This window comes from Acinetobacter sp. NyZ410 (assembly GCF_022828975.1).
GTDB classification, from domain to species: domain Bacteria; phylum Pseudomonadota; class Gammaproteobacteria; order Pseudomonadales; family Moraxellaceae; genus Acinetobacter; species Acinetobacter guillouiae.
This window is the reverse complement of the sequence record NZ_CP094620.1, coordinates 893573-919407: the sequence shown is the minus strand read 5'-3', so window position 1 is coordinate 919407 and position 25835 is coordinate 893573. Positions and strand designations below refer to the sequence as shown.

Sequence of the window (25835 nt, the reverse complement as noted above, 5' to 3'; positions counted from 1 at the left end):
CCCTTAGCGATCCACGTCAGCCATAACGACGTCAATTGTCGCTAAATAAATGATCAAGTCAGATACAAGACTGCCGTTAATCACGGAAGGAATTTGCTGCAAGTGGGTGAAAGTAGGTGTACGAATACGGGTACGGTAACTCATGGTTGACTTATCTGAAGTCAAGTAATAGTTAGACGCACCTTTCACCACTTCTGCCATTACAGAGGCTTCACCAGCTGGCATTACAGGACCCCATGACACGCTCAAGAAGTGCGTAATCAAAGTTTCAATATCTTGTAAAGTCTTATCTTTTGGTGGTGGAACTGCCAATGGATGATCCGCTTTATAAGGACCAGAAGGCATATTATCCAAACACTGTTTGACGATTTTTAACGACTCTTCGATTTCGCGATAGTGAACCATCACACGCGCGTAAGCATCGCCTTCATACTCTAACGGCACTTCAAAGTCGTAATTTTCATAACCACTGTATGGACGATATTTACGAACATCAAAATCAATACCTGTCGCGCGTAAACCTGTACCTGTTACACCCCAAGCCAATGCCGATTTAGCATCGTATTGCGCAACATTACGGGTACGACCCACAAATACTGAGTTTTTCAATGCAGCAGTATGATATTCCTTCAAACGTTTTGGCATCCATTCGAGAATTTCACGAATCAGTTTTTGCCAGTTGTTTGGAAGGTCATGTGCTGTCCCGCCGATACGGAACCATGCTGGGTGCATACGGAAACCTGTGATCGCTTCAATTGCGTCATAGATTTTTTGACGATCCGCAAACATATAGAATACTGGTGTCATACCACCGGCATCCTGAATCGCAGTACCGATATACAACAAGTGGTTATTGATACGGAATAATTCAGACATCATAACACGGATACATTGTGCACGATCAGGAACGGTAATCCCTGCAAGTTGCTCCACACCCATGACATAAGGCATGTTTTGCGCACAACCACCTAAGTAGTCAACACGGTCTGTATATGGAATAAATGAATGCCAAGTTTGACGTTCAGCCATCTTTTCCACACCACGGTGGTGATAGCCAATATCAGGCACACAATCTTTCACTTCTTCGCCATCAAGCTGCAAAATTACACGGAATGCACCATGCGCAGATGGATGGTTAGGTCCTAAGTTCAAGAACATAAAGTCTTCATCGGCGTTACCGCGTGTTAGACCCCAATCTTCTGGAACAAAACGAAGATGTTCTTGTTCGAAATCTTGTTTAGCCTTGTCTTGCATGTACGGTGTATATTCAGTCGCACGTGCAGAATATTCTTTACGTAGTGGATGACCTTCCCAATAAGTTGGCAACAAGATACGACGAAGCATTGGATGCCCTTCGAAATTGATCCCAAACATATCGTAAGCTTCACGTTCGTACCAATTGGCATTTGGCCAAATATTGGTCGCTGTTGGAACATTAATATCGTTCTCACTCAACGCCACTTTGATACGAATATCACTATTACGTTCTAATGAAAGTAAGTGATAGAACACTGTGAAATCAGATGCAGGTAAACCATCACGGTTGTTACGCAAACGTTCATCGACCGCAGATAAGTCAAACAGCATCACATAAGGACGTGGTACTGTACGCAAGTACATTAGAACTTCTTGTACACGTGCGCGCTCAACCCAGACCGTCGGAAAATCTTCAAACGTCGGTTGCACGTAAAAGTTCTCGCCAAATTTGGCTTTGAGATCTTCTACAATTGCAAATGCTGGGCGGGAATCAACTGGAGTCGATTCTGGCATAGCAATTTCAGTTTCAGCCATTGGCTTGGCTTCCTATTTAATACAAATTCTGTCAAATTCCCTGATGACCATATCCATCAGATATGTCAAATACTCATCAGAAAAAATTACTCAATTTCATCCATAGAGCGTAAGTTTTTCACTGCAATACGTTCAGCGTTCTTACGGTCGCGTTCTGGCATCATCTTTGGCTTATACACTGGCTGAAGATCATCACCGATTACCGCAGAGAGCGGACGACGTTCTAATTGAATTTGGTCTTGCAATAACATCAAGGCTTGAATCAATGCTTCTGGACGTGGTGGGCAACCTGGAACGTACACGTCAACAGGAATGATTTTATCCACACCTTGTACAACAGAATAGATGTCGTACATACCACCAGAGTTTGCACAAGCACCCATTGAAATCACCCATTTAGGCTCAAGCATTTGTTCATACAAACGTTGAATTACAGGTGCCATTTTAACAAAGCAAGTCCCTGCAACGATCATCAAATCTGCCTGACGTGGCGAAGCACGAATAACCTCGGCACCAAAGCGCGACAAGTCATGCACACCGGTTAACGTGGTTGCATATTCAACGTAGCAGCAAGATGTACCAAAGTTAAAAGGCCATATTGAGTTTTTACGGCCCCAGTTTACAGCTGTGTGTACCACATCCTCTAAGCGAGTCATGAACACATTTTTATTCACTTCTTCTTCAAGTGGATCTGTCACAATTTGACGATCTTGAAGCGGATATTGTTCAGCTTCTGGATTCGCACGGGTTAAAGTATATTTCATTCCCGAGTTACTCCTTGTTCAGAGACATGGTCGGTGTTTTATCTTTCACACGACCAGAAGATTGAGCTGGAATAGTTCCAGTAGGATCCATCACCAACTCTTCAATTGAATTGAAGCGAGTAATTTCTGCAAGGTCCATATTTGGTGAACCAATTTTAGGTTTAATCCCTGCGATTTTACGTTTATCTGAAGGTGACCAGTTCAATGCACCTGTAGATAATTCATAAATCAAACCAACGAGTAAAACTAAAATAAATACAGCTGCAGCTGAAAACCCAACCCAACCTACTTCACGTACAGATGTCGCCCATGCATATAAATAGAGGGCTTCCAAATCGAATACAACAAAGAAGATTGCAACAAGGTAGAATTTCGCAGACAAGCGGATACGTGCACCACCAGCACTAACCACACCTGATTCAAATTGCTCTTGCTTCGCACGTCCCCATGATTTACCCCCAAGGAGCAAAGGAACGGTGAGCATAAAGACACATAAAAATGTCACGCCGATCACGAAGGCAATGATTGCCCAATCGTATGGAGTAATGGCACTCATGCGGGGATAACTCCTGGCAGGCCTATTATTTAACAAAGAATGTATGTATTGGCCTTGCAAATACACCAAACACAAAATAAATCTGGTCAATTGTACCCGATTGATGTCATCTGTTGCTAGTTAATAGCTCTAAGTCTTTCGGATGATTTTTTAGACAAAAGCCATAATTTTTCCTGATTCACAGCGATACAGCGCTGACTTATCGTTTTATCAAATTTCTATCCCTATTCTTATTAGTTTTTCCGAAGTTTATTTTTTAATCATGAATTAAAAATGACAAATCAGTAGCTTAATCCGATTCAGTCCAAGTAAAAGCTTCGATTTATCCATGCTTTTCTGCGATTTAATTGGCTAATTTCTACAAATATAAGGATTTACCATCTAAAATATTTTGTTACATTCTATGTGGTAAAATAGTCACATTAGATCAATCAAGTGATAAAAATTATCTTATTGTGATAATTTTTAAATATTACAAAGTTATTTATAATTTTTTATACTTTACTATTATCAAAACCAACTTATTTCAATGAAATAACCCGCTTTAAACCATCCAGCGCCAAATGTTCAATGCCTACTTTTGACCTACCTTGTGTCCTCCTATGATTTTCTGATTTAAATTTTCAAAAATAGTCAGCACTGTCAATGATGTCATTTTTCGCACATACCACAGCCAAGCTCACCTAAACTAAAGCCGTTTGAAAGATGAGTAACTTATCGCCACTTAAATCAGCAAATTGTATATTTAACACCCAATTGCAGTAAAAGGTGTTCATTGTCGCAAACTTAGACGAATTGTCTACAGAGCCTATACACATTGAACTACTTTTATGTATATGCTATTCAATATGAACAACTTTAAATCAATAATTTAGGGGTAAAACAAGATGGAATTCAGCAGCAAGCCAAACTATTTTTTATTTGCACAATTACTGATTCGTCATATTGAAAATTACGTCAAAAAACACGCTGATGCACAAAATGCAATTTTTGATCTAAGAGATGTTTATGAGCTTTTCCGCCAAGATCTTGCCGCAACCACGACAAATCTAGAAGGGATTTTAAATATCGCGGATGAATATCGTATTGATACCATTCAAGGTGACCAAAAAATCATTAGCAGTTATAAAATTGACGCTGAACAAAATAGCTTATTGATTGACTTTAATCATGATGCATTACAAGCATTGCGAGACAGCAAGCCAATCATTGCGCCTGATGCGACGCTTCAACAATAAGATCTAGACTAAGTAAGCAACACTCAGAAATAAAAAACCACCGAAAATTTTCGGTGGTTTTTTATTTGAAACTAAGCCTTCAGTCCACAATAGCATTGTTCTTATTCATCTAGTATTTCATACTACACGAAGCCCAAGGATCGCTGCCCCATGGCATCGTGCTCAAAGCTGATGACTTTGTCGAACCCAGTATCGCGTACTAAGTTGATGACATGGATCAGTTCACTGGCGGCAGTATCGACCAACACTGCCAATGGCCTTTGAAATCTAAGACACAAAAATAAACCTTGATCATTCGTAGTGACTTCAAAATCTTCTGAAAAACTCGATTTATACAAGATCATTAATACCTGTGATAATTTCTGCAATTAAATCAATGCTGATGGTTAATACGATATCCCAAGATTCACAATCCTCCCCGATCAAAATATAAATCTCGCCATCATCACCTTTTTTCCAATGAACTGGGCTGTTGGCAGATTCTCCTGCCTTTATATAAGTAACAGAATCTGTTGTTATTTTTTTCAATTCTTCCACTTGGTCAATTGAAATATAAATATTAATTTCAATAAATTGCTTGGCAATTTTTATTATAAATGCAGGATGCCCATTCCCATTAAATGCATGATCAATAGTAATATCAAAATTAGCGTTCACCATTCAAATTTCCTTAATGAATATTATCAACATCAATGCTCAAGCTATTCAGTTTGGTCTGCGTAATTATGCTTAGAAGGTCAATAAAGAGTACGTTTTGATGTTCCGATAGATATCGTTATTTTTACATAACGCGAATATCATACAAATGTAATAGTTTACCTGCATTTATTGGTGCACAAAAAACAGCATATAAATCTGATTTAGAACCATCAAACCATAATTGGACATCAATTGTATTTTTATTAACACGATCTCCTTTGAGAGAAAAAACCTCTGTATCCTCCAATACATCGTCAGGGATTTGTGTCATTTGCACAAATCCACTTAAATGCGCAAATTCATTTACAGCAACTCTATATTCATTTGCCGTTGATGGATAGGCCAGTTTATTTTTTACCAATTCTTCATAGTCATCAGAAATCATAAGCGTCAATATTTTTATCATTGATTCTTTATATATTGGAAATTCTCTTAGAAAAATATTTTCATTTGTCATTTTCTGTTCCCAACTTTTCGCATTGCCGTGGATGGAGTAATTCCAATCTTCTGAAAATATAGATCAAAAGGCATCCAACATTTTTGAGTGAATTTTTGTATTGAACGTCCCTTCTCCCGTTGGGAGAAGGTTAGGATGAGGGTGGTTTTATCTTAAATAATGATTTTAAAGATGACTGATAAACCTAGTCAAATAGCGCTTAATTGATAATATTTAACAGCATGATTTAACAGTTAAGCTTTTTTCTTTTTAAAACGCTCTACAGGCCAAGACATGGTAAATCTTGCACCACCCAAATCTGAGCTTTGATCGACTTCAATCGTCCCGCCAAACCAATACGCAATACGACTAACAATTGAAAGTCCTAAACCATAACCACCCGAAGCACGGGTACGGCTATCATCTAAACGTGCAAATGCCTCAAATACACGTTTACGGTCTTCCTCTGGAATTCCAGGGCCATCATCTTCTACACAGACATAAGCCATATTGGTCTGGTGATTGACGCCACCACTAATATTGACCTGATGATCACAGTAACGTATTGCATTTCCTACTAAGTTTTGTACAACACGATGTAAATAACGACGTTCTGCATCGACAATGACATCAGATGAAAGTGGGTTGAGGTGGATAATCTTTTGGGTTTTTAATGCTTCAGTTTCTACCGCAACTTGCTTTAATACATCAATCAATACAATTTTTTCAAAATCTAATGAAGGTGTACCTTGCTCTAATTTCGCATAAGTCATGATTTCATCAATCAGCGTATTTAACGCTTCGATGTCTTTATCAATCATCTCAACTTGTTGCAAACGATATTCATGGTCATCTTCATCTGCCAGCATTTCCATACCAAAACGGATTCGCGCCACAGGTGTACGTAACTCATGTGATACCGCACGCATTAACTCACGCTGTGCTTCAATCAAACGCTGTATATGATCAGACATGCTGTTATAACTGGTTGCCAGACTGGCCATCTCGTCATAACCCTCAACAGGTACACGTTGCGACATATCCCCTGTTCTCATCACATCTAAAGCTTCATTCACCTGTTTCAACTTACGTTGCATCGGCACAATCAAGCCATACACACCCAAACAGAGTAAGAACATACTCAGCAATGTAATTCCTGCTGCCAATTTGACGGGCATCCAGTTAAACATTGGAACGGGGCCAAGCACCAGCACATCTGTAGGTGAGTTTGGTAAGGGTGAAACAATCGAAATGGTGGTACCACGTACAGTTGCACTGTCACGCCATAAAATCACACTTTGATCTGACCTTAAACGACCAATTTGCTCTGAATCGAGATTGAGCTGAGAAATCTTTTCTACACCAACATGATAAGAGAAATGTTGTTGAATTTTCTTAAGATATTCTTGTTCTTGACCGGGATAATAGACCAAATAATCCAGAATAAATACCGGAAGTGCCTTCATTTGGCGTTCGCCAATTTGATCGACTTTGATATATAAATAGTGTTTAGGGTCATTTCTGATCCCTATCACCAGATAGGCAATCCCTTGTTCCGCATCATAACGCACCACCGCTTTTTGACTTTCTATACGTTTTTCTTCAGTACGAGATAAGTCAACTTTGCGTGCTTCGAGATAATAAATGGGAAGTTCTAATAGATCAGATGCATCTGAAATCCAATCTAGGCGCTGCTGTTCAGTTTGCTGACGTGCCACACCTTCACTGATCACAAATGAAATTCCATCTGTGAGAGACTCACGATATTCCTGCGCACGTTGATAATTAATTATTTGGACAAGTAAATATCCAAACAAGGCAACCAACACAACAAGAATGACTAATCCTGCATAGATGCGCAAAAATATACTGTGTTTAGACACGCAAACTAACCTTCTTTATGCCTGTCCTGTGATGGACAAGCATCTTAGATGACTGACCCATCGTTTATAGACCAGTCTCTTTAACAAACAAATAACCTTTACTACGTACAGTTTTAATACGTTTCGGATTTTCAGGATCATCACCAATTTTTGGACGAATACGTGAAATACGTACATCAATCGAACGGTCTTGACCATCATATTCAATACCACGGAGACGTTCAAAGATGTCTTCACGCGACAAGATACGGCCTGCATTCGATGCCAATAACCAAAGTAGATCATATTCAGCACTGGTGAAATCAACCAACTCACCATTAAGTGTCACTGAACGACCGCCATTGTCGATCACAAGATCGTCAAATTCAATACGTTGTGCAACTTCATCTTCAGGCGCTTTGTCTGTACGACGTAATAATGCACGAATACGTGCAAGCAATACACGCGGTTGAACAGGTTTAGCAACATAGTCGTCCGCACCCATTTCTAAACCAAGAACTTGGTCCATATCTTCAGTACGTGCAGTCAACATCAAAATCGGTTGATGATAATGTGGACGAACTTCACGACAAACGGTTAAACCATCTGCACCCGGCAACATCACATCCAACACAACCAAGTCTGGTTGTTCAGCAATGATGCGGCGAATCGCACGGTTACCATCTGGCTCTACCCCAACTTCCAATCCATTGCGAATTAAGTATTCCTGAGTTAAGCGAGCTAGGCGCTCGTCATCTTCAACAATCAGAATCTTTGGTAACTTTTCTTCTTGGCTCATCTATTTGCCCCTATATTTGATTTTGGAGTCTGCTACAAATCTCGCAGATTCAACACACTATGTTTTGCAATATACACACGTTTACAATGTAAACAAGACCTCATTCACCAAACTGATACATGAGCGTATCAATTTGTTATATTTTTATTAACTATTGAATTGTAGGCAGTTTTATAAAATCAATACACATCATTTTTAAATTTCTTCAAGACAATCAATAGCTGGACTAATTTTTATACAAAATATTTCATTGTTCATATTCTGTCTCATCAGTTTATCGTTTTTTGAGTTATCCACACACTTATCTATAAGCACTCTGCGGAGTCTTTGCTATGCTATGTGCTTGTCTCATAAGGCATATAACAAAAATGACGCTTTGAGGTAAAAAGATGCAAATAAAAATTTACTTTTCAGGGATAAAATATTCTTGAAATGTCAATATTGATCTACCCTTAAAATTACCGTATCTTGTGTTCTAAATTAAATTAAACCACTAAGTATTGTGTTTAGTCCTCAAACATCGTGACAACAAATTTTGCAGTTTGTCCGATTCAAATGGTCCATAAACATAACAATGATGACAATGGAGCTACGCTGACAATGAACGCCATTACAACCCCTGGTCAACTACAAGTGATTAAACGCACTGGTGATGTTGCCGCTTTTGATGCAGATAAAATCTCTGTAGCAATTGGTAAAGCTTTTTTGGCTGTAGAAGGTCAACAAAGTGCAGATTCAAGCCGTATTCATGATCGCATCACTCAGCTCACAGAGATGGTGATGAATACTTTTAATCGTCGTTTACCTTCTGGCGGAACAATTCACATTGAAGAAATTCAAGACCAAGTTGAATTGGCGCTTATGCGTACAGGCGAACAAAAAGTTGCACGTGCATATGTGATCTATCGTGAACAACGTTCTGATGCACGTAAACAAACTGGTGCTCATCATCACCCAACCTTACAAATCACAGATGCGAACGGTCAGCTTCAGCCTCTAGATTTGGGTAAACTTCAAGCCACGATTGAAAAAGCAAGTGAAGGCTTAGAAGGTATCAATGTTCAAGCCATTGTCGATGAAACAGTTAAAAACTTATATAACGGTGTAAAACAGTCAGACATCTCAACCACGATGATGATGGCAACACGTACCCGTATCGAACAAGAACCAAACTATACTTATGTAACTGCACGTCTATTACGTGATGACTTGGTTGCGACAGGTTTAAAATTCTTAGGTTTAGCGACAGATACCATCGAAGGCGATGCGCTCGAAACTTATTTAAACAAAGGTATCGAGCTTGAGCTTCTCTCTCCTGAGCTTTTAAACTTTGACCTTGCAAAATTGGCAGCTGCGATCAAACCAGAACGCTCAAACCAATTTACCTATTTAGGTTTACAGACGTTATTTGACCGTTACTTCATTCATTCAAATGATATACGTTTCGAACTTCCGCAATTGTTCTTTATGCGTGTTTCAATGGGACTTGCATTAAATGAAGAACAGCGTGAAGACCGTGCAATCGAATTCTATGACTTATTGTCTAGCTTCGATTATATGGCGTCTACACCGACACTGTTTAACTCAGGTACGTTACGTCCACAATTGTCGAGCTGTTACTTAACCACCATTCAAGATGATCTTTATGACATCTATGGTGCGATGCGTGACAATGCCCTACTTTCTAAATGGGCAGGTGGTTTAGGTAATGACTGGACCCCAGTACGTGCCTTGAACTCATATATCAAAGGTACCAACGGTAAATCACAAGGTGTTGTACCTTTCCTTAAAGTTGCCAACGATACTGCGGTTGCAGTAAACCAAGGTGGAAAACGTAAAGGTGCTGTATGTGCATACCTTGAAACTTGGCACTTGGACATTGAAGAATTCCTAGAGCTTCGTAAAAACACTGGTGATGACCGTCGTCGTACCCACGACATGAACACGGCAAACTGGGTTCCAGATTTGTTTATGCAACGTGTGATTGAAGATGCTGAATGGACATTGTTCACGCCATCTGAAACACCTGATTTGCATGATTTAACTGGCGGTGAATTTGCTGAACGCTATGCTTACTACGAAGGCATTGCAAAAGAAAACAACATGCTGCATAAGAAAATCCGTGCGAAAGACTTATGGCGCAAAATGTTATCAATGTTGTTTGAAACAGGTCATCCTTGGATCACATTCAAAGACGTATGTAACTTACGCTCACCACAACAACACGTAGGTGTAGTGCATTCATCTAACTTATGTACTGAAATCACTTTAAATACCAATAAAGATGAAATCGCAGTATGTAACTTAGGTTCGATCAACCTTGTACAACACGTTCAAGGTGGCGCATTAGACCGTGAAAAATTAGCGCGTACAGTTAAAACTGCTGTTCGTATGCTCGACAACGTGATTGACATCAACTACTACGCAGTTGAACAAGCACGTAATTCAAATATGAAACACCGCCCTGTCGGTATGGGTATCATGGGCTTCCAAGATGCTTTATATGAATTGGGTATGGGTTATGGTTCTGATGCAGCGGTAGATTTTGCTGATGAATCAATGGAAGTGATCAGCTACTACGCGATTCAAACATCAAGCGACCTTGCTGTTGAACGTGGTGTGTATTCAACATTTAAAGGTTCATTGTGGGATCAAGGTATCTTGCCAATCGACTCTTTAGATATCGTTGCAAAATCACGTCCAGAGCGTATGTTTGAAGTTGACCGTACTCAACGTTTGGACTGGGATACATTACGTACTAAAGTTCAAAAAGACGGTATGCGTAACTCAAATGTGATGGCGATTGCACCTACAGCAACCATTTCAAATATTTGTGGCGTTTCACAATCTATCGAACCGACGTTCCAAAACCTTTATGTAAAATCTAACCTTTCTGGTGAATTTACAGTGATCAACCCGTACTTGGTACGTGCGTTAAAAGATCGTGGTCTTTGGGACTCTGTGATGGTTAACGACTTGAAACACTTCGAGGGTTCAGTACAAAAAATTGCACGTATCCCTGAAGAGTTAAAAGCAATTTTTGCGACAGCATTTGAAGTAGATACACGTTGGATCGTAGATGCTGCATCACGTCGTCAAAAATGGATCGACCAAGCACAGTCATTGAACCTTTATATCGCTGGTGCAAATGGTAAGAAACTAGACATCACTTATAAGATGGCTTGGTTACGTGGTCTTAAAACCACTTATTACCTCCGTGCATTAGGAGCAACCTCTGCGGAAAAATCAACCATTAACACGGGTGCTTTAAACGCAGTAAAAGCAACAACTGTTGCTGCACCAGTGGCTGCGGTTGCTCAAGAAACTAAACCTGAAGCACCTGCTGAAGAAGATGGTTTCGCTCAAGCAGCACCAGTACCACAAGCATGTTCAATCGACAATCCAGATTGTGAAGCTTGTCAGTAAGTAATCCTCCCCAATCCTCAAGGGGAATAAAGTCCCCCTTTTAAAAGATGAGGAACGATGAGTTCCGCAAGGGGGGATTCAAAAAATCTGAAATTATAAAAGGCGAAGAAATGTTCCATTTAAGTCATAACTATGAGTTAGGCGTAATCGTGCTGATCTTAGCCTTTTTAGTTTTTTACGTGCCTGCGGTCTATGCATTCTTTGCGATCCGTAAGCAGCAAAAGCGTAAGCAAAATAAGTAGTGTGGATATCTGTTCTTTCGAACAAGAACAAAACAACTATCGGCAAAACTTAATTTTGCTTGCACAGAATAAGCGTATAGTAGTGACATCTTCCATTGTGAGATGTCGAACATAGATATTAACAACGAAGAGAGAACAACGATGTCTATCCTAAGTTGGGACGATTTTGAAGATGATGAACAGAAACAAGCTGCACAAGCTCACCAGCCTGCGCCCGTCGAACAGAAAAAAACGACTGATTCGCAAGTGGTATCTGATACAAAGCAGTCATCGCAGAATGTGGCAACTACACAATCCGCTGGAACCTATACAGCAAGATCAACAAATCCAACCGATTCGTTGGCAAGAGCATCTCACGCCTTAGAAAAGTTAGATGTTGCACCTGGCTTAGAAGAGCTTGAAATGGGTGCGCAACGTGTACAAGTTGATGATAAAGCCATGATCAACTGTCGCGCTGACTTAAACCAACTTGTACCGTTCAAATACGAATGGGCTTGGCAAAAGTATCTAGACGGGTGTGCAAACCACTGGATGCCACAAGAAGTCAACATGAACCACGATATCGCACTTTGGAAGTCTGAAAATGGCTTAACCGAAGATGAGCGTACCATCGTGATGCGTTCATTAGGTTTCTTCTCTACTGCGGATTCTTTGGTTGCAAATAACTTGGTGTTGGCAATTTACCGTCACATCACCAACCCTGAATGCCGTCAATACATCTTGCGTCAAGCATTTGAAGAAGCAATTCACACACATGCTTACCAATACTGTATCGAATCTTTAGGTATGGATGAAGGCGAAGTCTTCAATATGTACCGTGAAGTTCCGTCAGTTGCTCGTAAAGCTGCTTGGGGCTTGAAATATACTCAGTCTTTATGTGATCCAACCTTCCAAACAGGTACACCTGAAAACGATCAAATCTTATTGCGTAACTTGATTGCATTCTATTGCGTACTTGAAGGGATCTTCTTCTATTGTGGTTTCAGCCAGATCTTGTCTATGGGTCGTCGTAACAAGATGAATGGTGTTGCTGAGCAATTCCAGTACATCTTACGTGATGAGTCTATGCACTTGAACTTTGGTATCGACATGATTAACCAAATCAAGATCGAAAATCCAAACTTGTGGACTGCTGAATTCCAAGAAGAAATCATTCAGATGATTCTTGAAGGTACTATGCTTGAAATCGAATATGCGCGTGACACAATGCCACGTGGTGTATTGGGTATGAACGCAGCGATGATGGAAGAATATTTGAAATTCATCTGTAACCGTCGTTTGGCACAGTTAGGTTTACCTGAACAGTTTGCTGGTGTAAATAACCCATTCCAGTGGATGTCTGAAATGATGGACTTGCGTAAAGAGAAGAACTTCTTTGAAACGCGTGTAACTGATTATCAAACTGGTGGTGCGTTGAGCTGGTAAGGTGTCCAACCTCACGTCACGCGACACATAAGTTGTCATTTACGACACATAAAATGTCATTGAGCGACACATAAGTTGTCATTGATAAAGAAACCGCCATAAATTGGCGGTTTCTTTTACAAGACGACAAATTACATTCATCCAAGCAAAACTTTTTTATACGAATTTTAGATTAATGTTAATAATGAAATACAGAGGATAATTAAACGTGCAAGAAGCGCAAACTTTCGAATTCAAAATTTTAAATGATGATGCGGCTATTGAAGATTTATTTGAGCACAAGACACATCAACATTCAGCAGCAACATTACACCAAGTTATTAAGTCTTCTAGTGGAAATATAACTATTGGTTTAGAAGGCTCTTGGGGTGCAGGAAAATCAACTGTTATAAATATGTTTCGTCAAAATTTAATTGTGCACGACGAAGCTACTTTATTTTTTCTATTTGATGCTTGGGCTCATGAAGATGATCCCCTTAGAAGAATTTTTTTAGAAAGCCTTATTCAAACAATTGACCCAGAAGCAAAAAACAGTGAGCTACAAGAATTACAAAAACAATTAAATGGCAGAAAGAAAACAGTAGAGGTTAGTGCGAAAAAATCCGCTTCTAGATTAGGTAAATTATTATCTGTTTGCGCATTTGCAGTACCGGCAGGGATTGCATTTTTTAATAAGCTAAATTTTGATAAATTAAGTTTTGACTCTGCAAATCCAATTTATTGGACTTTCTTAATCTTTTTCCCTTTATCTTTAATTTTCTTATTTAGTCCAGTATGGGTACTTCTATATTGGTCTAAAAAAGGAGATATTGATCCTCTTACAAATCAAAGAAATTGGGATTTCTTTAGAACGGAATCAACTGAAAACTACACCCAAGATATTTCCGAGCAAGGCGAAAGGACATCAATAGAGTTTCAAAATTACTTTCAACAAATTTTAGAAATTTCTTTTAAATCAGAAAACTACACCAAAGCCCTTATTGTTATAGATAACTTGGATCGTGTCGATGCAGACCAAGCAAAAAGTATCTGGTCAACACTTCAAACTTTTTTCCAAAACCGTTCTCTATCAAATACAGAGGATAATACACCGCAAAACAAAATATGGTTTATTGTGCCGTATGATAGAGATGGCTTCTCAGCAATCTGGGATAAAGATAAAGCAGAAACAGCAACATCCTTTTTAGACAAATGCTTCCAAGTACGTGTTGAGGTACCTCAACCAATTACATCTAATTGGCTTGGGTATTGTCGCCAAAGCATTGATCAATCATTAATAGGTTGGTCTCAAGATAGCAAAGATATATTATTAAGTGAATATAGTAGGATCGTTGCTATAAAGGATAGCACGCCTACACCTAGAAAAATGCGGGCTTGGGTGAATCAAGTTGGTGTAAATGGCTATAGATGGAAAGAGAAATTCTCTACTAAATCTATTGCGCTATATTCCTTTTTACATCTGCAATACAGTGGAACTGAGCTAAAAAACTTTCTAGTTGAAAATGAAACTGACAAGTTATCTTTCAGCAAAGATACATTATTAATGTATGAATTGGCTGGTTTATTGTTTGGTGTTGAAAAAGAAAAAGGTGCTGAGCTTTTATTAAAAGAAATTATATCAAGCACTTTAGATGAATTATCTCCTAACAATCTTCGAAATCTTGCTGATGAGCACACAAAAGTATTTTGGCTTACATGGTCTACAAATTGGGAGATTTTTCTTGAAAGAAATAGTACATTTGTATCAGGTAAATTAAATCATTTTACAAATTATATATGTTCTGAGTTTACTATCAATGATCAACAAATGTTTCAATACATGGAAGCAATCTTAAAACAATGGAAAACAATAAAAGCTGTCAATTGGGAGTTGAATGAATCCTGGAAATACGGTGAAACATTAAATACTCTAATTTCTTTCTTAGGAAAAAAAGACACCGATATAGAATGGCTAACGATTAGTATTAAGAGACTATGTATTCAAGTCATAGCAAAACCTGAAGATATTAAAAACTCTGACCCATTAACAGAATTGAGAGCATTAATTGATACGGTTGGTAATTTAGGTGGTACCTTCCCTACATTGGCTTATCAATCTTTAAACAAAGAGCAATGGACAAAATGGTTAGCTCTTACTAGAAGTCACAATATTCAATTCTTTGAAATCACTCCTAGCTTAAATGAATTTGCTTCTTGGAGCGTTAATTCCTTAGCTAGTTTGACTCAAATAAAAATCGAGGATGTAAATTTACTCATAGATACCATTCCTTATATAAGCAACAAAACGAAATGGGATGGTGTTGTAAATAAGTTGATTGAGCTATTTAGTACACCTTATAATCAAAGAGTTAAAGATATTGATGAACTATATGAATTATCTTTTGCACTTCTTTCTAATTTTTCTTTTGATAATTTAAAGGAAATATTAAGAACCCATGCTCAGCTAAAACAGACAATAACCCAGGAACAGGCAAAAGATAATTCATCATTATATTATTTAGTTGCCCTGCTCTTCACTGAAGAAATTCAAACGCAAAAACAATTTGAAAGACAGGATATAAAAAATTATTGGAAAATATCTTCTCAAGAAAAAATTTCACAGACTATTCAATTTTTAGCTAAATACAACAAGCTTAATCTGGTTTCAAGAATTGCTCGGAATAAAGAAAATCTTCTAGCTCTTGAGATCATCAAGTCAAGCGAGCATGAACAACTATTTGGCACAAAATCTAAGACTGCTCTCTTTATTGATGAATATGACTCGCATCTTCAAAATACTCAGCAGATCTCAAATATCATTAGTAAAATATGTTCAATGGGTGGATTTAATGCTGATATCCAAGGAGAGTACAAAGATGACCCTGAACTTTACAGTGAATGTTCACGTTTACTTTTAGAACATGGAGATGAATCAACCCAGAACAAAATCATTGAACTCATCAAAAATATTTCTAAAGAAGTTTGGGAGAAAGACTTAACCACAGATAAAAAACTCTGTCATTTCTTCAACTATTCAATTCAACTTGACTACAAGTTTAGTGAAGCTTTTTTCTTATGGCTTTCACAAATTATTTCTAAAGGAGATCAGTCTCAGGAAGAGGTTTGGAATCACTTTAATAAAATTTCAGAATACCTGTTGGATAAAGAAGACAGTTTTAGCAAAATATTTAATGAATATTTCCAACAATCTGAAGATCATATTGATGAGACTGGTTTCCAATGCCTACAACCATATTTCCAAGATTTATCTTTAATCCCTCCTGAATATGTAGCTGAAAGAATCAAATTATGGTTGGATAACAATCAATGGAGTCGGATTTATTGGTTACTTACTAAAAATCCGAATAAACCCGAGAATAAATCAGAAAGTCTGATTTCAAGAATCATTGCCAAGATAGAAGAGTTTAAGTCTAAAGAAGATTCTCCAGAAACAAAGGCACTAAATCAACTTTATGACATCTACAAATAAAAATTTATAAAGGGCTTAGAGCATACTTCCAAGCCCTTTATTTGAGGAACTGTCCCGTCCTAGATAAGGTTGACACTTTCTAAACTTAAATTTGGAGAGTGTAATGAAAACAATAGTTAAAAGAACACAAAGAGATTACAGCTTAGCTTTTAAATTATCAGTCGTAGATCAAGTTGAAAAAGGTGAAATGACTTATAAACAAGCTCAGAGTAGATATGGTATTCAAGGGCGTTCAACTGTTTTAGCTTGGTTAAGAAAGCATGGTAGATTAGATTGGAGTCAAGGCACCCCATTACGTCATGGAGAAAAACAAATGTCTGATCCTTTACCACTCACACCCGAACAAAGAATCAAAGAGCTTGAACAACAGTTATATGAAACAAAAAGAAAAGCAGAGTTATTTGAATCCATTATAAATATACTCGAACGAGATTACGGAGTAAGCACTACAAAAAAGCCACAAGGCAAGCCATTAAAGAAAAACAAGCGATAGGTTTTAGTATCACTGAATGTTGCCATTATCTTGATATCACTCGACAAGCTTATTACAAACAATGCCAGCAATCGAACCTAAGATATAGATATGAACAAAATGTATTAAAGCAAGTTCGACAAGAAAGAATGTTTCAGCCTCGTATTGGAACAAGGAAACTCCATTATTTACTGAATACGATAATAGGTATCACTATTGGTAGAGATCGATTGTTTGATTTACTCAGAGATCATCGTTTATTAGTACAACCTAAACGCGCATATCATAAGACAACAAATAGCCACCATCGTTTTCACAAGCATCCTAACTTGGTTAAGTTTGGAATTGGGCAAGTGATACCACAGAAACCAGAGCAACTTTGGGTTGCAGATATAACCTATCTTCCTATAGAAACAGGAGAAGCTTATCTGAGCCTAATCACTGATGCTTGGTCTAGAAAAATAGTGGGTTATCATGTGGATGACAATTTAGGTGCGGAAGCTGTTAGCCAAGCATATATCAAGGCATTAAAGGAACGTAAAGCACCACAATATTCACTAATTCATCATTCAGATCGAGGCATACAATATTGTTCAAAGAAATATCAGGAATTACATCAGAAACATAATATTCGATGTTCTATGACCGATGGATATGATTGTTATCAGAATGCTTTAGCTGAAAGGGTCAACGGTATATTGAAGAATGAATATTTACTTCATAAACCAAAGAATCTTGAAGAAGCTAGGCGAATGGTTGCAGAGTCTATAGAAATTTATAATGTCCGTAGACCGCATATGTCGCTAAAATACAAAACGCCCGATGAAATGCATCGAGCGTTTGTATGAAATAAGTGTCAACCTATTTCAGGACTAGACAAACTATAAAAAATAAGAAAGTCTGCAATTTCAGTTTCCAATACTTTTAACCAATCCATTAGCTCAATCACATCAAGTCGTCTTTCCAAAATTTCAACTTTGGAAACATACGATTGTGGCTTATTCAAACGACGTGCAAGCTCAATCTGAGTCACATTTTTAGACTCACGAAGTTCTATCAGTTTCTTAATTAGGTCTTGATACCTAGGATCGTGTATTGAGCGCATGGCTCAATATCAGTTACAATTGAAAATATCCCAAAATAGGATATTTCAACTTAACCCTATCTGTTTATAGAATTTTTATTTGGAAATTTAATGAACAGTAGTTTAGGAATTCGATGTGAAGCAAAAATTTTCTGTAACTCAGGTCAACAGTATTGTAAAAAAAAATTTAGCAGGCGCAACTGTCGAACAAATTTGTCAGGAATATCAAATTAGTGTGGCAACTTTCTATCGATGGAAAGCAAACTATTTAGATGTAAGTGAGCAAATTCTTGCTCGTTTAGACAAGTTAGAACAAGAAAATTTAGTTTTAAAACAGATGTATGCTGAGGAAAAACTATCTAAAAGGCTTGAAGCTTAGACGCTTAAATAATTTTTAAAAGCTTAGATAATAAACCTAGGCTTTTGACTATTCTATTATCCGTCTTTTAGAAGGTCGGTAAAAACAAACGCTTCACTTCAAAACCACGCTTGCCATCTTGAATATCAAATAGAAAATCAGTATACATTTTTTTACTTATCCCTTTCCTCTCTACATCGATAATATTTCTATCTTCAGCCACTAATAGAGCATAATTTAAATTTTGGCATTTATCAGAAAAATCATCAATATCCTTACTATTATATTGTCTCATTTCACTCTGACAAAGTGGAAATACATATAGGTAAATCAAAAAAGCTAACCCATAACTAAAATGTGCTAAAGGTGAAAATACACACATTACCAGTAATATTCTATAAATTGACTGTCCTATACTTAAAGCAATTTCTCTTTGATTTTGATCATCCGCAACTCTTAAGTAAATAATCAATGCAGCTAATGCATCAAAACTTGATAACCGTTCTATTCTTCTTAATTCTTTTCTAATTTTTGAAACGGAAATTAATTCCATTTGACCATTCACGCTCTTAAAAATAATTCGTTGAACATCCCAAGAAAGTTGGTTTACACCATTATCCATAAACCATTTCATCGGCTTATGCCCTCTAATCGCCTCCCATAGAACATGGTTTAGAATCTTGGCTGTCCCCTTTACATGTTGATTTGCTTTATCAATAAGCTCAATTTCAGGCGTATGCTTTCCCAATTTATATTTTGCCCATTTATTATGATGGTAAAAGTAATTTTTATCTTTTACAAAAGCTTCAGGCTCAATAATCTTTTCTATTTGGTAGCTAGTAGCATGTGAAAAATTTGATTCAATATATGCATACCAAATAGCTGTTCGGATAACGTCGATCCAATCTCTTCTCAATTGTTTACTTCTTTTTTTAGTTTGCATATGCGGAAACTCATCCTCACCCATAAGTTCATATTATTTTTTCTAGTTAAATTAAAAGCTTAGGCAAACTCATTAGAGGAAACTTTAGCTATATCTTCACTTCTACCATTTTTTATTAAGAAGATATATGCTTTTGTTGTGACAGGTTAGGACAAACCGATATGCAAAATTCTATTTCTGTTAATGCTGAAATGATCGAAAAAATACTATTTGATCGTCATGGTCCTCTTATAACTGATGATGATTTGAGAATAGCTTTAGGCTACAAATCTACTGAAGCATTTCGGCAAGCCTTAACACGTAAAACTGTACCAATTCCAATTTTTACTTTTGAAAACCGGCGTGGGAAATATGCATTAGTAAAAGATGTTGCTCATTTACTCGCAACTTTACGCAATGATGCCTTAACTAAATAAAAAAGCTTTAAAAGCTACAGGAGAAAAAATGTCATAAAAATAAATTGACAAATAAAAAACGGACTCTAGAAAGAATCCGTTGGTGACTTTATACAAAAAGTATAAAGACGTGGTACTCAAAGTATCTTTTGTATTTAGTCACCAGTCAAGCCTTGTTGTCAATTTTTAAGCAACAAGAAATTTCACTCACCCTAAATTTAGGGTGTTCAGAAATACTGGAGATACTTTATGTACCCTAATTTGAGCACTGAACAAAATAATCTACATCGCTATATTTTTGACCAAATTAAAATGGCTTTTGCAACTGAGCCAAATATTGCAGCAACCATTCACGGTCAGCGCAAAATTTTTCAAGGCTGTTATGGTCGTAGAACTGCCCTATTTCCAAGCAAAAAATGCGGTGGAGCCATTCCCACAGAAAGTCGTCTTGAGCTAGCCCATGCTGTTTGTCTTGAGCGAAATTCCACTGTAATCAACTACAGATCTCAAGCTTTAAAAATCACACTCTTTCAAAAAAATTATTGTTATCCAGACTTTCTAATACAGACAATTGATGGCTCTTATGAAGTCCATGAGGTAAAACCTTCTGTTGCATCCTTAGCTTTAGATGAATATATCCGTTTCGATCGACTGGCAACATTACTCAGCTCGATTGGAATTACATTCAAACTCATCGATCAAACTGAACTTCCTAAAGAGAATCAGCTCCAGCAACTGCTTTACTGGTATCAAAGAGGACATCGCTTCGATTGGAGTAAATTTGAAATTGAACAAGCCTTAAATCTTTTAAAAACAAAGCAACTTGAAAATCTGATTCAAGTTTATCAAGAGCTTGAGTCAATCGGTCTCAAACAAGAACTTGGTGATTATCTTTTTTTTCACCAAAAATTAGACACGTGCCCGTCTCAATATAATAATCAAGGAAAATTTTAATATGGAAAATGCACTTTTTCTCCCTCAACCTGGATATCGCTTTTATTTTGCAGAACATTCAGATTATATTTTTGAAATAGCCTCAATTGCATTAAATACAATTCGTTATGCTGCAACGATAGGAGGTAAAATATGTACATTAGATCTCAATGAATTTGAGAGTCGATATAAATCTGGTGAAATCATATGTAGCTTTGCACCCGAAAAGCTAGTTCTAAATCCTCAATTTAGTCAGGACATCCACCGAAAAGAACGCTATGTTTTATCTGCACTTCAGCAGTTAGAATACCCTACAAGCTTTGACCAACTCTCACCATTAATTAAAGAAATTGCGACTTCGCTAAATGATAAATCCCCTCCTTCACCTAGAACAGTGGCAAGATGGATTTTTAAATACAAAAGCTATTCTCACAATAAACTTTTCTTAAAAAATGAGTGTAAGGGAAATCATTCATTACGTTTTCCACCTGAAGTTTATCAAATCCTAAATCAAACCATTGATGAGGTTTATTTAAAATCAGAATTTCGAACGAGCAAAGATGTTCGTGCCATTATGATTGGTAAATTAGTAGAACAAGGAATTGCTCTTATTCATTTACCTAGTCTCAGATGTATACAAAGGCATATCAAAAAGCTTGATCCATACCTGATTTTAAAAGCTAAAAAAGGAGGTCGTATAGCCAAAAAATCGTTTCAAGCAGCAGGTAAAAGTATTATTAGCCCTTTTGCCTTATATATGGTCGAAATTGATACCCATTATCTCGATGTTATTGTGATCGATCCGAAAACAAACGTCTCTCTTGGTCGTCCTTTTTTAGCATGTGCAATTGATGTCTACACTCGTGCAATCGTAGGCACGTATATAAGCATGTATCCACCAAGTGCAACAACCACTCTAGCAGTCATAAAAGATATGGTTACTCGACCATATCAGGGCTTACCTGGTGGTATTCCTAGCATTATTATTCCAGATAACGGAGTCGAATTTAAAAATAATTCGCTTGCAAGAGTCTGTGATCATTTAAAAATTACTTTAACACCTTCTCAAATTGGTACACCTAATAATAAACCACACATTGAAAGGTTTTTTAACACTCTTACGCACAGCATTATTCAAAAATTACCAGGAACAACCTTTTCAAATCCATCAGATAGAGGAAGCTACAACTCTACCAAAAATGTTCAATTTACAATAGAACAGCTAAAAAAGTATATCGATATATGGATCAACGATGTCTATCACTGCTCAATTCATAGCATGACTGGTCGCTCACCATCAGTCATATGGCAAGATGCTATTACAGACATCAAACCGAGTCATATTTCTGAAGTTGATGCAAAAATTTTATGTCGAAGACCCATTGAACGTACAATTCATCATGGGCAAGTTCAAGTTGATGGATTAAGTTATTTTTCTCACGCATTAACTACTTTACAAGCAAAAGGTATTAAGAAAGTCACAGTACTCATTGATGATCTTGACCTAAATGAAGTTTATATCATTGATCCAAAAGATATGAATGTTGTCATACAAGCAGAATCTACCAACCAAGACTACACCTCTGGATTATCAAGGACAATTCATCTAGAGGTCCAAAAAAGAAAAAAACAACTGTCTCAATTAGATCAAAAAAAACTAGGAAAGTTTTCAGAATTATTTGGCCTCTATAAACTTTTACATGAAATTCAATCAGATATAATTAAGAGTAGACCAAAGTTAAAACCGATAAAACTTGAACTTCCTCTCATGCTTCAAAAAATAGAAAAGAATTTATCGTCTATTGCAATAACTCAGGATGATCCAAATATTGAGACATTACATGATAACAAAAAAAACAATCTAAGCTTTGGATCAATAGAGGTAATAAAAAATGGAAAAATTTGATAACTATTTTGAACAAATTAGCTCAATTAATAATATTGTGGTCACTTCAGATGAATTTATGAATGCCTTTAAAGGAATACAGGACTGTGTAAAAAGAAGCATAGCTTATAAAGAACCAATAGGAAGTATGCTTTTGGCAAAAGGAGGCTTAGGAAAAACGACGTTGTGTAAAGCGCTTGTCAGCCAAATGCCTAAATCTACTAAAATAGAAGAAGACCACAAAAAAACGATCATTCCAGCATTTTATGTTGAAGTTCCTTCACCAGCCACTATTAAATCGCTGGCAATAACTATGCTACACGAATTAGGTGATCCAACTTATAATAATGGGACTACGTCCTACTTAACAGATAGATTAAGTTATTTACTCAGAATGTGTGAAACTAAGCTCGTATTTCTAGATGAGTTTCATCATTTATTTGAACGTAAACAGTCATATACACGAATGAATGCAACCATAGGAAATTGGCTAAAAACGCTCGTTAATCAAACAGGAATTAGCTTTTGCTTAGTCGGTCTTCCTGAGTTTGCAGAACTATTACAAGTTGATAGCCAAATAGCCCGTAGATTTCCATTTATATATACCTTAAATCCTCTTTACATTGAATCCCCTCAAGGTCATGGCACAATTTACGCATTTCTAAGTGAAATCGCGCGTAAAATGGCACAGCAAAATATTACATTTTCACCACCTCTCGACAATCCACTCATGGGTATGCAAATTTACACTGCTACTCTAGGTTATCACTCCTACACCATTAGTCTGATCAGAGAAAGTATTGTTAATGCATTAAATGAAGGAAGGCTAATTATCAATAAAAGTGATTTTAGTACCGCTTGGCAATTAGGAATTACTGACTATATTTCTAAGCTAAACTCTGATCCTTTTAAAATGTCACTATCACAATTAGCGGTGAAGGTAAGAGGTCAAATATGAATAAGAACATAAGACTTCTTATTGAAGCAACGCCTTATCCAGACGAATCAGCTACAAGTTACTTGCTTCGAACTGCTGAATTAAACGGTCACACTTCAGTCTATCAATTATTTGGGAAAGAAAAATTTAGCTTTTTGAGTAAGTCATCCCCGAATTACACATTCATTGACACAAACCGATTTAGACTTGCATTACAGGCTTTAAGCCTCAGCCCCCATTATATTGATCTTGCTTTTGAGCGTGATAAATCAACGAGCCGAGCTCCCAAAAAATATAGAAATGTGAACATTGATCGTAATTTATTTAAATCCAAAAGCTATTCATATTGCCCACAATGCCTAAAAGAACAGCCATATTTCAGGAAAATATGGCTGTTAAGACCCATTTACTCTTGTCCCATTCATTCTATTTTACTCTTAGATAATTGTTACAAATGTGGACATGCTATTAAGCTACAGTCAGGATCTATCGTAAAATGCTCAAAATGCTTTTCTGATTTAAGAGAAGCTCAACAAACGCACTATGCAGAAAACTTTCTGATTCATTGGTTTATCTATATTTTGAATCAAAACTCTAATGACTTATTTCAAGAATTTTCATCTTTTTGGTTTGCGTTAGAAAAGTTTTCAGCATTAGACGAACCCCAATCAGATGAACGTTACTTAAAAATTGTACACGAATATTTTGTAAATAATGCCAACTCCGTTATCACCATGAGCAACTGGATTAACAGTAGAATACAATTAGCTCACCCAAAAATTCAGTTATTACCATTTTACAAAGAAGCTAAAACCGTTAGGTTTAATGAGAATTATCTTGTAAATATTGAGAAAACTTGTATTCCATATAGACTTAATCCTAAAAGTAAAAAAATCTACTTAACATTAGAGGAGTCAAGACTATTACTTGATATTGGACGATTTAAACTAAAACACCTCTTAATTAAAAATTTGCTAAAATTTGCTGAGAATGTTCATGACAAATCACTTATCTATAGTACTGATATTGAATTGTTTTTAATTGGAGAAAGACGTTTAAATGCAGAATATCACCCTATTCCTATCCCTACTAATCAAAACGAATTACTCACAGTAACGGTAAAATTGGCTGCTGAAATTCTAGAGACAAATCTTGATACAATGAGAAGATTAGCTAAATCTCATTGGCTCAATGACGATAATAAGAAAAATGCAACACCTATACTCATTCCTTTCTATAAATTGGAAAATTTTCATGAAAAGTATGTAATAGCAACAACTCTTGCGAAAACATTAAATGTCAACCCAGTAAATTTTGTAGAAAAAATGATAAGTATTGGAATCAAACCAATAAGTGGCCCTCATTTTGATAAGCTACCCATAAATATTTTTTCTAGAGACTCTATTCAAAATATTACTAAAGCGCACATAGGTCAGATTGAAAAATATCCAACAAAAACTGGGAGAAAAAATAAAGGTTCAAAGACCACAATCAATAATGATTTTTTCACATTGAAAGAAGCAGCTCTACAATTAAATATCAGTTCAAATCAAGTCGCCAGTCTGACTCACTCGGGGATTCTTCAACGCTATAATGATTACCAGTCTCCAATCAAAATTAATCGTATTTCGCTAAACTCACTAAAGAATCTACTTGAAAACAAAGAGTATGTGTCGATTCAAATCGCTTCTGAGCAACTCAATTGCACAAAAAATTGGATCCATCAATATTGGTGTAAAACAGGCTTTTTAGAAATTAAAGATTTAGTTTATTGGAAACTTGTTAAAAGAAGCCAACTGAATGAAATCATTAAATTGAAAGAAGAATATCTAACAGGTGCTGAAGCTAGTTCACTACTTGGTATGCGTCACTCTCATATCACTAACTTACAGATCCAAGGTCTTATATCACCCTATTATTTTGGCAAAGCAGATAAAAAAATTAGAATGTTTAAAAAAACAGATGTATACCAAATAAGAAATTATTATTTTAGAAGTAAATAGCCCATTTAAAAAAATTGGGCTGTTTAGTTATAGCCCTATTTTAAATAGAGACTTAAAATCCAACTCTGACAGGGGCTGAAGCTAGCACCATCTTCGAGATGAGGCACTCGCATATAAC

The 25835-nt window shown here is 36.7% G+C and carries 21 protein-coding genes; 12 read left to right on the top strand and 9 right to left on the bottom strand.

What is annotated here, in order from left to right:
* Positions 1–3: 3 nt before the first annotated feature.
* The 3 genes from nuoC to MTO68_RS04280 form a co-directional block, all read right to left on the bottom strand.
* Entirely contained in the window at positions 4–1791 is a 1788-nt protein-coding gene (nuoC, locus tag MTO68_RS04290; protein WP_004722840.1) for an NADH-quinone oxidoreductase subunit C/D, read from the bottom strand.
* Between the two features lie 86 nt (positions 1792–1877).
* On the bottom strand, positions 1878–2555 hold the full coding sequence (locus MTO68_RS04285) for an NADH-quinone oxidoreductase subunit B (protein ID WP_004722842.1): 678 nt from the start codon (positions 2553–2555) through the stop codon (positions 1878–1880).
* 7 nt (positions 2556–2562) lie between these two features.
* Positions 2563–3111 (bottom strand): NADH-quinone oxidoreductase subunit A, encoded by a 549-nt coding sequence (locus MTO68_RS04280; RefSeq protein ID WP_004722844.1) that lies wholly within the window; start codon positions 3109–3111, stop codon positions 2563–2565.
* A gap of 887 nt (positions 3112–3998) precedes the next feature.
* Here MTO68_RS04280 and MTO68_RS04275 point away from each other — a divergent pair.
* Complete coding sequence (locus tag MTO68_RS04275; RefSeq protein WP_004722847.1) at positions 3999–4349, top strand: hypothetical protein; 351 nt, start codon at positions 3999–4001, stop codon at positions 4347–4349.
* A 330-nt stretch (positions 4350–4679) separates the two neighbouring features.
* On the opposite strand, the gene MTO68_RS04270 is transcribed toward MTO68_RS04275, so the two are convergent.
* The 4 genes from MTO68_RS04270 to bfmR all read right to left on the bottom strand — a co-directional run bounded on the left by MTO68_RS04270 (position 4680) and on the right by bfmR (position 8145).
* Complete coding sequence (locus MTO68_RS04270; protein ID WP_244015173.1) at positions 4680–5009, bottom strand: hypothetical protein; 330 nt, start codon at positions 5007–5009, stop codon at positions 4680–4682.
* A 121-nt stretch (positions 5010–5130) separates the two neighbouring features.
* Entirely contained in the window at positions 5131–5505 is a 375-nt protein-coding gene (locus tag MTO68_RS04265) for a hypothetical protein (protein WP_244015171.1), read from the bottom strand.
* A 233-nt stretch (positions 5506–5738) separates the two neighbouring features.
* Positions 5739–7367, bottom strand: a complete 1629-nt coding sequence (gene bfmS, locus MTO68_RS04260) for a sensor histidine kinase BfmS (RefSeq protein ID WP_004722852.1) — start codon at positions 7365–7367, stop codon at positions 5739–5741.
* 64 nt (positions 7368–7431) lie between these two features.
* On the bottom strand, positions 7432–8145 hold the full coding sequence (gene bfmR / locus MTO68_RS04255) for a response regulator transcription factor BfmR (protein ID WP_004722855.1): 714 nt from the start codon (positions 8143–8145) through the stop codon (positions 7432–7434).
* A gap of 555 nt (positions 8146–8700) precedes the next feature.
* Here bfmR and MTO68_RS04250 point away from each other — a divergent pair.
* The 5 genes from MTO68_RS04250 to MTO68_RS04230 all read left to right on the top strand — a co-directional run bounded on the left by MTO68_RS04250 (position 8701) and on the right by MTO68_RS04230 (position 18027).
* Positions 8701–11571 carry a ribonucleoside-diphosphate reductase subunit alpha gene (locus MTO68_RS04250; protein ID WP_279578606.1) on the top strand — a complete coding sequence of 957 codons (2871 nt, stop codon included), beginning with the start codon at positions 8701–8703 and terminating at the stop codon, positions 11569–11571.
* Between the two features lie 110 nt (positions 11572–11681).
* Positions 11682–11813: a preprotein translocase subunit YajC gene (locus tag MTO68_RS04245; RefSeq protein ID WP_004722859.1), complete on the top strand. Its 132-nt coding sequence runs from the start codon at positions 11682–11684 to the stop codon at positions 11811–11813.
* 141 nt (positions 11814–11954) lie between these two features.
* The gene (locus MTO68_RS04240) at positions 11955–13238 is read left to right on the top strand and encodes a ribonucleotide-diphosphate reductase subunit beta (RefSeq protein WP_004722861.1); all 1284 of its coding nucleotides are present in this window, start codon (positions 11955–11957) and stop codon (positions 13236–13238) included.
* 208 nt (positions 13239–13446) lie between these two features.
* Complete coding sequence (locus MTO68_RS04235; RefSeq protein WP_244015167.1) at positions 13447–16707, top strand: P-loop NTPase fold protein; 3261 nt, start codon at positions 13447–13449, stop codon at positions 16705–16707.
* Positions 16708–16810: 103 nt separating this feature from the next.
* A protein-coding gene (locus MTO68_RS04230; protein WP_244012906.1) for an IS3 family transposase occupies positions 16811–18027 on the top strand; the annotation gives its coding sequence in 2 pieces (ribosomal slippage) (positions 16811–17156 and positions 17156–18027; 1218 coding nt in all).
* 8 nt (positions 18028–18035) lie between these two features.
* Here MTO68_RS04230 and MTO68_RS04225 read toward each other — a convergent pair.
* Complete coding sequence (locus MTO68_RS04225; RefSeq protein ID WP_244015165.1) at positions 18036–18284, bottom strand: helix-turn-helix domain-containing protein; 249 nt, start codon at positions 18282–18284, stop codon at positions 18036–18038.
* Positions 18285–18399: 115 nt separating this feature from the next.
* Between MTO68_RS04225 and MTO68_RS04220 the strand changes: the two genes are divergently transcribed.
* On the top strand, positions 18400–18642 hold the full coding sequence (locus tag MTO68_RS04220; protein ID WP_004819310.1) for a transposase: 243 nt from the start codon (positions 18400–18402) through the stop codon (positions 18640–18642).
* A gap of 67 nt (positions 18643–18709) precedes the next feature.
* Here the strand turns inward: MTO68_RS04220 and MTO68_RS04215 are convergent, their stop codons facing one another.
* Positions 18710–19564, bottom strand: coding sequence for a hypothetical protein (locus MTO68_RS04215; protein ID WP_035371110.1), 855 nt, complete (start codon positions 19562–19564; stop codon positions 18710–18712).
* A gap of 161 nt (positions 19565–19725) precedes the next feature.
* Between MTO68_RS04215 and MTO68_RS04210 the strand changes: the two genes are divergently transcribed.
* The 5 genes from MTO68_RS04210 to MTO68_RS04190 all read left to right on the top strand — a co-directional run bounded on the left by MTO68_RS04210 (position 19726) and on the right by MTO68_RS04190 (position 25717).
* Positions 19726–19980 carry a hypothetical protein gene (locus MTO68_RS04210; RefSeq protein ID WP_004819306.1) on the top strand — a complete coding sequence of 85 codons (255 nt, stop codon included), beginning with the start codon at positions 19726–19728 and terminating at the stop codon, positions 19978–19980.
* Between the two features lie 291 nt (positions 19981–20271).
* Positions 20272–20913 carry a hypothetical protein gene (locus MTO68_RS04205; RefSeq protein WP_228722795.1) on the top strand — a complete coding sequence of 214 codons (642 nt, stop codon included), beginning with the start codon at positions 20272–20274 and terminating at the stop codon, positions 20911–20913.
* 1 nt (position 20914) lies between these two features.
* Entirely contained in the window at positions 20915–22798 is a 1884-nt protein-coding gene (locus MTO68_RS04200) for a Mu transposase C-terminal domain-containing protein (RefSeq protein WP_105713249.1), read from the top strand.
* On the top strand, positions 22785–23735 hold the full coding sequence (locus MTO68_RS04195) for a TniB family NTP-binding protein (RefSeq protein ID WP_004819300.1): 951 nt from the start codon (positions 22785–22787) through the stop codon (positions 23733–23735). Before MTO68_RS04200 ends, MTO68_RS04195 begins: the two co-directional genes overlap by 14 nt.
* The gene (locus tag MTO68_RS04190; protein WP_004819297.1) at positions 23732–25717 is read left to right on the top strand and encodes a TniQ family protein; all 1986 of its coding nucleotides are present in this window, start codon (positions 23732–23734) and stop codon (positions 25715–25717) included. The genes MTO68_RS04195 and MTO68_RS04190 overlap by 4 nt, the downstream gene beginning before the upstream one ends.
* The last annotated feature ends 118 nt before the right edge of the window (positions 25718–25835 follow it).